At 53.7% G+C, this 12,754-nt stretch carries 10 protein-coding genes; 4 read left to right on the forward strand and 6 right to left on the reverse strand.

Features of this window, described 5'->3' with window-relative positions; all coding sequences use genetic code 11:
- Positions 1–438: 438 nt before the first annotated feature.
- The 3 genes from Q0835_RS00425 (at position 439) to Q0835_RS00435 (ending at position 4,375) form a co-directional block, all read left to right on the forward strand.
- Positions 439–2,625, forward strand: a complete 2,187-nt coding sequence (locus Q0835_RS00425) for an anthranilate synthase component I (RefSeq protein ID WP_298957749.1) — start codon at positions 439–441, stop codon at positions 2,623–2,625.
- Between the two features lie 68 nt (positions 2,626–2,693).
- The gene (locus tag Q0835_RS00430) at positions 2,694–3,218 is read left to right on the forward strand and encodes a TerB family tellurite resistance protein (protein WP_298814247.1); all 525 of its coding nucleotides are present in this window, start codon (positions 2,694–2,696) and stop codon (positions 3,216–3,218) included.
- Positions 3,219–3,448: 230 nt separating this feature from the next.
- Positions 3,449–4,375 carry a hypothetical protein gene (locus Q0835_RS00435; RefSeq protein WP_298957751.1) on the forward strand — a complete coding sequence of 309 codons (927 nt, stop codon included), beginning with the start codon at positions 3,449–3,451 and terminating at the stop codon, positions 4,373–4,375.
- Between the two features lie 66 nt (positions 4,376–4,441).
- Here Q0835_RS00435 and Q0835_RS00440 read toward each other — a convergent pair whose 3' ends face one another.
- From Q0835_RS00440 to Q0835_RS00450, 3 genes are all read right to left on the reverse strand, one after another.
- Positions 4,442–5,533: a metal-dependent hydrolase gene (locus Q0835_RS00440; protein ID WP_298957753.1), complete on the reverse strand. Its 1,092-nt coding sequence runs from the start codon at positions 5,531–5,533 to the stop codon at positions 4,442–4,444.
- Between the two features lie 126 nt (positions 5,534–5,659).
- Positions 5,660–7,504 (reverse strand): dihydroxy-acid dehydratase, encoded by a 1,845-nt coding sequence (gene ilvD, locus Q0835_RS00445; RefSeq protein WP_298957755.1) that lies wholly within the window; start codon positions 7,502–7,504, stop codon positions 5,660–5,662.
- A gap of 406 nt (positions 7,505–7,910) precedes the next feature.
- Entirely contained in the window at positions 7,911–8,882 is a 972-nt protein-coding gene (locus Q0835_RS00450; RefSeq protein WP_298957756.1) for an AraC family transcriptional regulator, read from the reverse strand.
- Positions 8,883–9,002: 120 nt separating this feature from the next.
- Here Q0835_RS00450 and Q0835_RS00455 point away from each other — a divergent pair, with 120 nt between their 5' ends.
- Entirely contained in the window at positions 9,003–9,407 is a 405-nt protein-coding gene (locus Q0835_RS00455; RefSeq protein WP_298957757.1) for a DUF4345 domain-containing protein, read from the forward strand.
- A 92-nt stretch (positions 9,408–9,499) separates the two neighbouring features.
- Here the strand turns inward: Q0835_RS00455 and Q0835_RS00460 are convergent, their stop codons facing one another.
- From Q0835_RS00460 to Q0835_RS00470, 3 genes are all read right to left on the reverse strand, one after another.
- Positions 9,500–10,606, reverse strand: coding sequence for an alkene reductase (locus Q0835_RS00460; RefSeq protein WP_298814254.1), 1,107 nt, complete (start codon positions 10,604–10,606; stop codon positions 9,500–9,502).
- A gap of 102 nt (positions 10,607–10,708) precedes the next feature.
- Positions 10,709–11,317, reverse strand: coding sequence for a TetR/AcrR family transcriptional regulator (locus tag Q0835_RS00465; RefSeq protein ID WP_298814255.1), 609 nt, complete (start codon positions 11,315–11,317; stop codon positions 10,709–10,711).
- Positions 11,318–11,420: 103 nt separating this feature from the next.
- The gene (locus Q0835_RS00470) at positions 11,421–12,608 is read right to left on the reverse strand and encodes an ABC transporter substrate-binding protein (RefSeq protein ID WP_298957758.1); all 1,188 of its coding nucleotides are present in this window, start codon (positions 12,606–12,608) and stop codon (positions 11,421–11,423) included.
- Positions 12,609–12,754 lie beyond the last annotated feature (146 nt).

Raw genomic sequence — 12,754 nt, forward strand, 5'->3', positions numbered from 1 at the left:
AAGAAGGCGTCAAGATCGGATAGCGGAAAGTCGTGAATTGAGTGTTCGTTACGGTTCGCTTTGTTGCCGATCTGTTTGTCAGTTGAGCAAAATTGAAGAATTTGGGCGCTGGCTGGTTGACGATCCGGTCCAGCTCTTTGTCAGATTGCGACAATACACACATGCAAACGGCTACGTTTCAGAGCAAGCTTGTTTTCATCATACCGGCGGGCCAACAAAGCCGTTGCCAACCTCTGCACCTTCCGCTATGGCTGTCTGCATGTTGATGAACCTGAAAGCAGCTTGGTGGTGGCGCGGCGCAAAATAGGCGGCCGACGATCACTCATGCTCTGAACGGATCATATTTTCACCAAGGCCGCCGCGGGACACCGCTGGCGGCCTTGGTGCATTAATGGGCTGCCGGAAGTTTCAGGCAGCCACCAACACGGGAATAGACCAATGCCGGCGCTGGCAGATCAGACCTATGAAACCAAAGGCGGGATCACAATCCTGCGCACCTCCCGTTCTTCTGACTATAAGACAGGCACTTCGGACTGGATTGACAGGTTGGATTCTGAGTTGGGAGCTGTCCTGGCCTCGTCCTATGAATATCCGGGCAGATACACCCGTTGGGACATGGCTCTGGTCAACCCGCCGTTGGTGATGGAAGCTGCCGACCGTAAAGTTGAAATCCGAACGCTCAACGAGCGCGGTATGGTTATCCTTCCTGCCATTCGCGATCTTCTGAAATCTCATCCGGACGTTGACACTTTCGAGTCCAGCGACACCAAGATCGAGCTGACTGTCAAAACGCCGGATCGCTTGTTCAACGAAGAAGAAAGATCCCGCCAGCCATCGACATTCTCGATTGTTCGGGAGTTGAAAAATCTCTTTGCCTGCGATGACGACCAGCTCGGTTTGTATGGCGCTTTCGGCTATGACGTTGCCTTTCAGTTCGAGCCGATCGACCTGAAACTGCAACGGCCCGATGACCAGCGTGACGTGGTTCTGTTTTTGCCTGACGAAATCCTGATCGTCGATCACCACGGCAAGCGGGCTTATGTTCTGGAATATGATTTCGTCGTGAACGGACGCAGCACCAAGGGCTTGGAACGTACCGGTGAAAAGCGCCAGTATACACCGGCAAACATAGACCCTGGACGCGGCGATCACGAACCGGGCGAGTATTCGAAACTTGTTGAGAAGGCCAAGGACTATTTCCGGCGCGGCGACCTGTTTGAAACTGTGCCCGGCCAGACATTTTATGAACCCTGCGCCAATCCGCCATCAGCCGTTTCAAGACGTTTGGCGCAGATAAACCCGTCGCCTTATTCCTTTTTCTTCAATCTCGGCAACAACGAGTATCTGGTCGGTGCATCACCGGAAATGTACGTGCGTGTAACCGGTGGGCGCCGCGTGGAGACCTGCCCGATCTCCGGCACAATCAGACGCGGGAAAAACGCAATTGAAGACGAGGCGCAGATCCGCAAACTTCTGAATTCCGAAAAGGACGAAGCGGAACTCACAATGTGTTCCGATGTCGACCGGAACGACAAGAGCCGAGTGTGTGTGCCTGGATCCGTCAAGGTGATCGGTCGCCGTCAGATCGAAATGTACTCGCGGCTCATCCATACGGTGGACCACATTGAAGGCATTCTTCGCGAAGACATGGATGCCCTTGATGCGTTCCTGTCTCATACCTGGGCTGTTACCGTCACCGGGGCACCAAAACGGTGGGCCATGCAGTTTATCGAGGACCACGAAAAGTCCTCACGTGCCTGGTATGGCGGCGCGATCGGAGCGGTTCTCTTCAACGGTGATATGAACACCGGACTGACGCTGCGCACAGTACGCATCAAGGACGGCATGGCCCAGATCCGCGCCGGAGCGACCCTGCTCTATGACAGTGTCCCTGAAGATGAAGAAGCCGAGACGGAACTGAAGGCTGAAGCCATGCGCGCTGCGGTCAGGGAAGCAGGCCTTGCTTCCAAATCGGCAGAAAAACCAGAAGAAGCAAAACCTGGCAAAGGCATGAAAATCCTGCTCGTCGACCACGAGGACAGTTTCGTACATACTTTGGCGAACTATTTCCGCCAGACAGGTGCTGACGTTGTTACCTACCGGACCCCGGTTGCGGACCATGTTTTCCATGACGTGGCACCGGATCTGGTTGTTCTTTCTCCCGGCCCCGGAAACCCGAAAGACTTTGACTGCGCAGCAACCATCGGCCGTGCTCGTTCACGTGCCCTGCCAATCTTTGGTGTCTGCCTTGGTCTACAGGCACTTTCAGAATACTTCGGTGCAGAGCTCGGGCAGTTGGAAACACCGATGCACGGCAAACCTTCGCCGGTCAGCTTTTCCGGCAACTCGCTGTTGTTTGATGGTCTGGAGGCCCCGGTCACAGTCGGGCGTTACCATTCACTTTTCGCCAACCGCCACACACTGCCTACCGATCTACGCGTGACAGCAGAAACGGAAGACGGGGTGGTCATGGCTGTTGAGCACCAAAAAGAACCTATCGCGGCGGTACAGTTCCACCCTGAATCCATTATGTCTCTTGACCAGGATGCAGGGCACAAGATTATTGAGAATGTCGTCAATCGGCTGGTGTCTGCAAAAGCGCAGGACGTCGCGGCGGCATCTTGATGCTCATCACGGCGGTTCTAGACCAATCGCCGTGTGCTGCTTGCCACTGCATATAAAAGAGGTTTCCTTTGCAAATCCTGCTCGCAGCGCTCGCACTTGTCGCCATCATTGCTTATTGGATCTTTCGAACCGGCCAAACCACACACACCCCGGGTGCAGTCCTTGAAGCGCCTCAGGACGTCAAGGCGGCAGCCAATCGGTTTGGATACAAAGCACTCCTGAACCAACACCCCACAGAAAGCGTTGACGATCCGCGTGTGACGGGCGCTGCGTTGCTAATATTGGTTGCGGAAATCGATGGCGGCATTTCCAGGGCGGAAAAAAAGAGCATCGAGGAACAGTTACGGAAAGTATTTGAACTCTCTGAAGCGGATTCCAAAGAGCTGTATGTTTTTGCCAAATGGATGGCTAGCCAGAGCAGCAATCAGGATGACATGATCCGCAGACTGATCATGCGAACCGTAAAGCTTGGCGGACGAGATACAATTCCAGACATGATGCAGATGGTGAACGCGGTCGGGCGCGCCGACACAGGAACTTTGACCGATGACACACAGCAGGTGATCGAGCGGTTGAAGCAACTCCTGAACTGACAAGGAAGCATCTAGGTTCATCAGCTCAAAGGAAGAGTTTGGCCAAGGCGTTTTTCGATTGATAGGAGACCAGCCAATTCAATGTTTAATCCCTTAAAACATAAGCTATAATCGGGAACAGACACTGTTGGCTGCTAAAGTCATTCTCTTTACATTCAGTCGCGCGCTGACCTTCAATGGAAGATGCCACTAGCGTCAGTAACTGCGAGAACGGGCACCAGGGAGTAAACATGTTCGAGGCCTTCCGCCGGATAGTTTCACAATTCCTGCGGTCATCTCTGATGCCAATCTGTGCCGTAGTTTTGGCCAGCGGATCTACCGTCGTCGCAAGTGCACAAGAAACCGGGAACGCGGAGAACCAGGGTGTTCAAAACCATATTCTCGGAATTGGCATATGCCCGCCCTGGAACCCCCAGTCTCCGGAAATGTGCAAAAACAGCTTGGACAAAGTTATTTCCGCACTCGCGCCCCGGCTTGATGCAAGTCCCGGGCGGACGCATTTGCTCGTCAACGAAGGAGCAAGCGCATCGGCCCTGAAGTTGAAAGCAACCGAACTTTCCAACAATCTCGGCCCGGATGACCGCCTGATCATCTACGCGAACCTTCCCTTGAGCAGCGCAGAGGTGGCAGACACGGACACGGCCGTCGGCCATGTCTTGGAACTCTGGGCTGATCAGTCCCCCGAAACAGCCAGCGAAGCCATTGCTGAAGGCGTCTGGATGTCCGCGCCGGCCTTTGCCGCAATGATACACGCCATTCGCGCCGGTGAAGTTGTTCTGATCCTCGACACCAACAATTCCTATGCAGTTAATCTGGATCTGCTGGATGAACATTCAGTCGATCATGAGAATCGACCGGAAGCCCTCGTCACATCATCCGGCCGGGGTCAGATGGCCAATTATAGCGCCGACCGCACGATATCCCTGTTCGCCAAGCACTTGTCCCTGGCTCTGGGCGAAACCGAGGGAACACTCCTGGATGTGATGACCGCCGCCTCTCAAGGTACGAGACAAGCGGCAATTCCGATTTGCGCTTCCTTGAAGGAGCATCAAGGCACAGACAGCGATCACTCACCCGATTGTACACAAGTACCTGAAGTCCACGATCCGGACAGCCTGCTGAGCCAAACGCTCTTGGCCCCACTGCCGGAGAGCTGACGTGCAACACTGAAATGCACGGTTCGAGAGAAATTAAACCTCGAAGGAGTTCTCTGAAGACGCCACCTAACCAGCAGGAGTGATATGCTGGCCGCAAAGGCTTTGCGCTGCCATTTCAATCGGCTTCACGAGCCGGGCTTCCGCCGTTCGTTCACGCGGCTCACCTTGTAGCCGCGCGCCCAGCCATGCCCAGTCGTCTTCTTCCACGCGAGCCTGGTCCACAACGCGTTCCGGCTCGATCGGTTCCAGTTTGTCAGCCATTTTCTCAGCGATGGCAAAGCGAAAGGCATACCCCGGTGTCAATCCCATGCGCAGGTCCGACACAACAACTTTGCCGTCGACCAGATCAGCTTTGTAAAAGCCTCTGCTGAACCACTTCAGTTTGTTGAATGCGGGTGTTTCCTCAAGGCAGGCCACGAGTTCCGGGTGACGCGGATGCGCATAGATTTCCGGATCGCCATCCCCATCAAAAAGGGAAACATAGAGGTTTTGGTATTGATCGTCCCTGAGGCCGATAACCTTCCAGAGAAGAATGTTGAACGGCGCGGCAATGGCATAAATCGTGTCAGGAGGAGTGCCCACTTCGGCAAACAACTGCCCGGCTTTGCCTTCAACATATTTCTGGACGACCATCGAGAGCCCCAGATATCCCGTCGAAAAGATCAGGGCTGCAGCTACGCCGTTTCGAAAACGTGTTGTCCAGGACTTCTTGAAAAGCGCCCAAATCACAATGGCGAGCAACGGAAGCGAATATGTTGGATCGATGATGAACACAGAACCAACCCCAACAGGATCGGGGTAAAGCGGCCAGAAAATTCTGGTTCCGTAGACGGTCATCGCATCGATGACCGCGTGGGTCGACAAGCACAGAAAAACAGTGGCCCAAACAAGCCAGCGATTTTCTCTCAATCCCTTGAACAATCGCAGCAGGACTTCCCCGATCAATGGCGCAGCAAGTGCGTGAACAAAAATCGAATGCGTCCAACCGCGATGATAAACAAAGCTGTCGATTGGATCGTCAAAGGGGATGAAAACATCCAGATCCGGCAACGTACCCAGCACGCCTCCAATGAGCACCGCCTTGCGCGGCCCCACCTTGCTCCCCAGACAAGCAGTAGAAACGACCGCGCCAAGGGCAAATTGTGTCAGAGAATCCATGAAAGCAACCGGTGGGTAAGAAACGAAAAAGCTAGCCGTTTATGTGAGGCACACAACGGCAGAAGACAATGGTCAGAAATTGAAAAAGGCGGAAGTTTTCCGTCTCTTTCCAGCTGATGTGTCGTATCAATCCACTTCTCGGATGGCGCCTTTGGCGGCGCTCGTCGTCATTTTGGCGTAAGCCTTGAGCGCTTTAGTGATCTTGCGCTTGCGCTTTTCAAGAGGTTTCCAGGCTTCCTCACCTTTGGCATTCATGACAGCACGACGACCCGCAAGTTCTTCGTCTGTGAGGTCAACTCGCAAGACGCGGTTCGGAATGTCGATGACAATTGTGTCGCCTTCTTCCACAAGGCCTATTGCCCCGCCCTCAGCAGCTTCCGGCGACATATGACCGATTGAGAGGCCTGATGTACCACCTGAAAAACGCCCATCCGTGATCAGCGCACACTCCTTGCCAAGCCCTTTCGACTTCAAATAGCTGGTCGGATAAAGCATTTCCTGCATACCAGGGCCACCGCGCGGACCTTCATAGCGGATCAAAACGACGTCGCCGGCTTTAATCTTGTTGGTGAGAATTGCGGAAACGGCGCTGTCCTGGCTTTCAAAAATACGGGCCGGGCCAACAAATTTCAGGATGCTATCGTCCACACCAGCTGTTTTCACAACGCAGCCGTCTTCAGCAATATTGCCGTAAAGCACGGCAAGTCCGCCATCCGTGCTGTAGGCATGATCTAGCTCGCGAATGACCCCTGACTGTCGATCAAGGTCGAGATCGTCCCAACGGCGTTCCTGGCTGAAGGCCGTCTGGGTCGGCACACCGCCTGGGGCAGCTTTGTAAAACTCATGCACGCTTTCAGAGTTCGTCTGGCAGATGTCCCACCTGGCGAGCGACTTTTTCATGCTTGAAGAGTGAACCGTCGGAATCTCCGAGTGCAGCAATCCTGCCCGATCGAGCTCGCCCAGGATCCCCATTATGCCCCCTGCCCGATGGACATCTTCCATATGAATGTTTTCAACCGCCGGCGCGACCTTGCAGAGCACCGGTACCTTTCTGGACAAGCGATCGATATCGTCCATGGTGAAGCCAATTTCACCTTCATATGATGCCGCCAATAGGTGCAGAATGGTGTTGGTGGATCCCCCCATTGATATGTCGAGACTCATCGCGTTTTCAAAGGCTTGGAAATTGGCGATGTTGCGCGGAAGCACGCTCTCGTCGTCCTGTTCGTAGTACCTTTTGGCAAGATCAACAATCAAATGTCCGGCCTCGACAAAAAGGCGTTCCCGATCTGCATGCGTGGCAAGGGTTGAACCGTTCCCGGGCAGTGACAATCCCAACGCTTCCGTCAGACAATTCATGGAGTTGGCGGTGAACATTCCCGAACACGAACCACAGGTTGGACAGGCATTTTGTTCCATGGACAAAACGTCCGCGTCGGACATGTTTTCGTCTGCCGATGCAACCATTGCATCAATGAGGTCGATCGCCTTCTCAAACCCGTTTTCGAGCACAACCTTGCCGGCCTCCATGGGCCCGCCAGAAACAAAAACAGCAGGAATGTTCAGCCGCATGACGGCATTCAACATGCCTGGTGTGATCTTGTCACAATTGGAAATGCAGACGATCGCGTCCGCGCAGTGACCGTTGACCATGTATTCAATGGCATCGGAAATCACTTCTCGTGAAGGAAGCGAATAGAGCATGCCGTCATGCCCCATGGCGATGCCGTCATCAACTGCAATCGTATTGAATTCCTTGGCAACGCCACCCGCCTTTTCCACTTCACGGGCCACCAACTGGCCAAGATCCTTCAAATGAACATGACCCGGCACAAATTGAGTGAACGAATTGGCGATCGCGATGATCGGCTTGCCGAAATCGTCGTCCTTCATCCCTGTAGCGCGCCAAAGGCCACGTGCGCCGGCCATGTTGCGGCCATGGGTTGAGGTTCTTGAACGATAGGGAGGCATGTCACTTATCCGTCTTGATTGCGGGCATCTTTACCGCCTCAGCGGCTGAAACCCGCTACATCGGATCCAGATTAATGCCCATTTGTCGTTGACCGAAGGTGTGACAGGTTTTCAAAATTCGTAAAAGGACAGATCCTCAAAAAAGAGTACGCTCCGGTACGGTTGACGGATTCTATTTCATCATTGCGCGCAATCGACACATGATTGCGTGGTTGATCCATCCCCTTCATGGCACGCATCCGGCTTAGAAAAACGCAATGTCTTTTGGCCGGGTTCAAAAATCTAAAAAATCACGCTGTTCGCTCTTTGCTGTGCGTTCGGGTTTTGGTTTTCCTGGGCATATGCACCTGAGACACGCGGGATTTCGCTGGAGGAAATCGACCAATCGATTGCTGAAAAGTAGGCTTCAGAGTTTGCGGAACGAAGCAGGCGTCTGACCAACGACACGCTTAAAAGCACGGGCAAATGCTGCCTCGGATTCGTACCCGACAGCTGAGGCAATCCCGGCCAGCGAACTGCCGCTGTTTTTCAATTCGCTGCAAGCAAGCTGCATCCTCCATCGGGTCACATAATTCATCACCCCTTCACCGGTCAGTTCCTTGAACCGCGCAGCGAATGCTGATCTGGACATGCCGGCATGCTGGGCAAGACGCTCTATCGTCCAGGAGGCTTCAGGCTCTTTGTGAAATATCTGCAGGGCTTTACCGACTTTCGCATCACGGAGCGCTGCAAGCCAACCGGTTTGCTGATCCGGCGCGCGCTTCAACCAACTTCGAATGGCCTGAACAACCAAAATGTCCGTGAGTCGCGTGAGGACCGTTTCACCGCCAGGCTGAGGGTTCCGGGCCTCTTCTGCAAGATATTGAAGTGTACCTTCAACCCACCTTCCTGCTAGCAAATCAAATTCGTCCAGCAAGATCACCGGTGGCAAAAGCTCGATCAGCCTTTCGGCTGCTGCATGATCCACCTTCAGCACACCGCAGGTCATACGTGTCATGACACCGCCACCACCAAAACTCATGGTCTCGAAATTTGGACTGTGTCTTTTGGCAGGAATATCAAAAAGGGGTGTCAGTGGACTGCATGGGTGATCACGCAGGTCAACTGCCCCTCCATGAGGCAGCAGCGCCAATTGGCCCTGCCCCAACTCAAGCACGTCTCCGTTCTTGAGGTCCAAGACACACTTGCCTTCGGTCACGACAATCAAAACCAGTCGCTTTGCAAGCTCCGGAACTGCAATGCCCCAAGGCGCTGTCAGTTCCGGTACGCAATAAAATGTCCCGCTGAGATTGAGCAGGTGAAGCGCTTCATTCAACGGATCATGCCTGTCGACTTTGACAGGCGCGGGATGATTTTCTTCTGTAACGATATCGGACAAGGATGTGTGTCTGAGCCTATTTCTGGACGATCTGCTGACTTTTTAACACTTTCAAGCATGGAAAATCCAGGCTTAGACCGTCACCTTGAAATCAGATCAAACCACGACCGGAGAATTGGAATGGCCAGCATTCAAACAAAAATCGCCCTATCCTTGTCTGCTTTGACATTAGGTATCGTCGGCATTCTCGTAGTCTTTGCGCCCTCATTTTTGTATGGTTTGAACAATATCGCTCTTGACCCGTCCGCTGCCATGATGAGCGAAATCAGAGCTCCTGGAGTGCCGATCCTCGCTGGATGCATCCTGGCAATCGCCGGCTTGAAAGACGATAGACCTGTAACACCAGCTCTCATCCTGTCGGCCGTGCTTCTGCTGTCTTATGCGGTTGGGCGCCTGATCAGCTTGCCGATGGACGGAATACCGCCTGCGTCACTTCTTGCGGCCCTGGCAATAGAGCTTGCTCTTGGCTTATGGTGCGCCCTTATTGTGGTCAATGTGCGCGAGCCAGCGCAGCACGCAGGCTAAAAAGAAGCCGGTGCTGGCAATTACGCCGCACCGGCCAAGCTTCAGGCCGCCTCAGAAGGGGTGGATGTCAGACAGCCTGAATCTTTTCATGCCTATTCGGCCGCAATTGTCGCTTCACTCAAGGAGGGATAATCGATGTATCCCTTTTCAGTGCCGCCGTAGAGTGTATCGGGATCGAGCTGGTTCAACACAGCGTCGACTTTGAGACGCTCCACCAGATCGGGGTTGGAAATGAACGGCCTGCCAAACGCCACGAGGTCAAGCGTGCCACTCTCAACCGCCTCGATTGCCGTAGCGCGGTCATAACCGTTGTTGCCCATTCTGACGCCGTTGAAGAGCGCATATAGCGCAGCAAGATCGCCACCTTCGGGGATATCGCGCGGTCCGCCGGTCTGGCCTTCGACCAGATGTAGGTAGGCGAGGTCGTATTTGTTCAGCAAACGTATCGCGTGAGAGAAGGTCTGTTGCGGATCGCTGTCGGAAATGTCGTTTGCGTTTGAGAACGGACTAAGGCGGATCCCCACCCTTTCGCCGCCCCAGACACCAACGACCGCATCCATGACTTCCTTCAAGAACCGAGACCGGTTCTCGATAGATCCGCCATAAGCGTCCTCTCGCTTGTTAGACCCATCCCGCAGGAACTGGTCGATCAGATAGCCATTGGCCGCATGCACTTCGACCCCGTCAAAGCCTGCATCAAGGGCATTTGCCGCTGCCTTGCGGTAGTCTTCGACAATCTGCGGAATTTCACTTGCTTCAAGTGCTCTTGGTGTCGGCGTGTCCACAAATTGCGCGCCGTCGAAGGTCTTCGATTGAGCGGCAATCGCGCTCGGTGCAACAGGATCAACACCTTCCGGCTGCAAGACTGGATGCGAGATCCGGCCGACATGCCAGAGTTGAAGAACAATCTTGCCACCCTTGGCATGAACCGCGCTGGTTACCTTTTTCCATCCATCAACCTGGGCCGTGGAGTAAATGCCAGGTGTCCATGCATAACCCTTGCCTTGCGGCGATATTTGAGAGGCCTCGGTAATGATCAGGCCCGCCCCTGCTCGCTGTCCATAATATTCAGCTTGCAATTCTGTTGGGGCATCGTCCTCGGCACGGGCGCGGTTCCGCGTCAGCGGTGCCATGACCACGCGGTTCTTGAGTTCAATTGCACCTGCTTGTGAGGCTTGGAAAAGCTTGCTGTCCGACATCTTACTATCCTTTGCAGTCCTTTGGTCGGGTTGGCATAAAATTGGAACGATCAGTCCAATATTATACGCGAAACGTTTTGTTGGAATAGAGTTCAGGTCGACTTAAGGTGAAAGCACCTCTTTTGCCTGTTGAATCGTTCGGGTGATCCGTTCGGCAGGAATTCCGGCTTTTCTGAGTGCCAGCGTGCCTATGGCCAGCGACGAATAGGCACTGGCCTTGTCACGGACGGCATCTGGATTCGCGGGATCGAGTGCCTTGGCAAACAGATCCTCAATGCTTTCAAGATGACGCCGGCCGAGTTCGGCAACTTTCTCATCGTGTGGGGCAAGCTCTGTTATGCAGTTGATGAGAAGGCACCCGCGCGGCCCACCCTTGGGGTCTGACAAGGCCTTCATCATGGCATCAACAACATTTGCGTCGCTCGCCTCAGCTGCTCTCGCCGTTTCCGCAAGACCGCGTATCCCATTGCGGGAATAATATCCAATTGCCCTCAGAAACAGATCCTGCTTGCTGCCGAATGTAGCATAAAAACTTGATCGGCTTAACCCCATGGCGCCGGTCAGATCATCAAGAGAGGTTGACTCGAAACCATTCTGCCAGAAGACGTTCATCGCTGCTTCAAGCGCAGCCGCTTCATCAAACGCACGAGGACGCCCAGGCCCTGAAGCCCGTTTTTCCTCGATGGTTGTTTTGCTTGCAGTGTGGCTCATGACACTGATATGGACTGGCCAGTTCAGAATACAAGATGGCAGCGGACGTTTTTTGGACTGACCAATTCAATACTCACGCAGTGCAACGTCGAATTGAGCGTAGTTACATGCGGCAAGAACCGGCATACGCGTCGCCGACATCGTCAAATACCCGCGCAATAGCTTCCATTTCATAGAGCCTGCTGGTTCTGCGAACACCTTCGACGAGATAAAAGTCCTGAATTGGAAACTGGTTCGAATTGAACCGGAAGTCTCCGCGAACACTTTCGAACGGGGCCGCGCTAATTGCCGAAATAAGAGCTTCCTGCTCTTTCACCCCGCCTGTCAGCTCGAGTGCAAAGTGGATAAGCTTGGCTGCATCATACCCCTGCGCGGCATAGACTGACGGCGCATATTTGTACTTTCGGGAAAACTCCCGGACGAACCTTTTGTTTGCGGGATTGTCGAGATTTGGGGCCCAATGAGATGCTGAAAAAAGCCCCTCACCCATCTCCGACGTTATTGGAAGCGTGATGGCATTGATCGTGTTCGATGACAGAAATGGGACAATGCCCTTCAGTCCGGATGTGTGAAACTGCTTGACCAGTTCGACACCCATGCCACCCGGCATGAAGGCATAAATGGCATCCGGTTCAATCTCAGCGATCTGGTTGAATTCCTCGGCAAAATCGGTCTGACCGAGTCTTGGGAAAAGCTCTCGTGCAATCTGCCCCTTAAAGTGTCGTCTGAATGCCGTAACCGCATCCCGCGCGGCTTCGTAGTCAGGTGCTATTGTCACAACCTGCTGATATCCCTTGAGACTCGCGTATCGCCCCATGGTTTCGTGAACCTGGTCGTCCTGGGATGCAGTGGAGAAAAAGAAGCGGTTACACTTGCCGCCTGCGATGGGAGCGGGCCCGGAATTTGTTCCAATGAACAGCGTCTTGGATCGCACGACGGGATCGTGAACCGCCAGCATCACTCTTGAGAAATTGACACCAACGAGAACGTCGATACCATTTTCATCTATCAGTTTGGTGACCTGCTTGACCGCATGTTCAGGATCGAGCTTGTCGTCAACGACCAGCACGTTCGTCGCAAGACCACCAAGAGCTCCATTTGATTGCGCGACTGCCAGCATGAAGCCGTCCCGCATATGTTCGCCGAAGATCGCTGCCGGTCCTGACAAGGTTGCCAAGAGCCCGACCTTCAGTTCCTTGGCTTCTTGAGCGACAGAAACATTCGTTGCATAGATCAATACAACTGCAATTCCCATCGACTTGATGAAGAGTTGAGATAACCAGCGCGCCATAGTTTTCACTTGCCCATTTTTCTAAACGCCGGTGCGACCCACATTTCGCATCCGAACGCTCGACTCGGACATATTGTGAATGAGACTCGTTAGGCATTTGCAAACAAGGCCAACCTGCCCGTCATTCACCACAAGCCCGTCACATT

The organism is uncultured Roseibium sp. (genome assembly GCF_947499295.1).
Lineage (GTDB): Bacteria > Pseudomonadota > Alphaproteobacteria > Rhizobiales > Stappiaceae > Roseibium.

Excerpts from the sequence above, each read along its gene's own strand:
- Q0835_RS00425 (WP_298957749.1), top strand. The coding sequence starts at position 439 with ATGCCGGCGCTGGCAGATCAGACCTATGAAACCAAAGGCGGGATCACA.
- Q0835_RS00435 (WP_298957751.1), top strand. The coding sequence starts at position 3,449 with ATGTTCGAGGCCTTCCGCCGGATAGTTTCACAATTCCTGCGGTCATCT.
- Q0835_RS00440 (WP_298957753.1), bottom strand. The coding sequence starts at position 5,533 with ATGGATTCTCTGACACAATTTGCCCTTGGCGCGGTCGTTTCTACTGCT.
- ilvD (WP_298957755.1), bottom strand. The coding sequence starts at position 7,504 with ATGCCTCCCTATCGTTCAAGAACCTCAACCCATGGCCGCAACATGGCC.
- Q0835_RS00455 (WP_298957757.1), top strand. The coding sequence starts at position 9,003 with ATGGCCAGCATTCAAACAAAAATCGCCCTATCCTTGTCTGCTTTGACA.
- Q0835_RS00460 (WP_298814254.1), bottom strand. The coding sequence starts at position 10,606 with ATGTCGGACAGCAAGCTTTTCCAAGCCTCACAAGCAGGTGCAATTGAA.
- Q0835_RS00465 (WP_298814255.1), bottom strand. The coding sequence starts at position 11,317 with ATGAGCCACACTGCAAGCAAAACAACCATCGAGGAAAAACGGGCTTCA.
- Q0835_RS00470 (WP_298957758.1), bottom strand. The coding sequence starts at position 12,608 with ATGGCGCGCTGGTTATCTCAACTCTTCATCAAGTCGATGGGAATTGCA.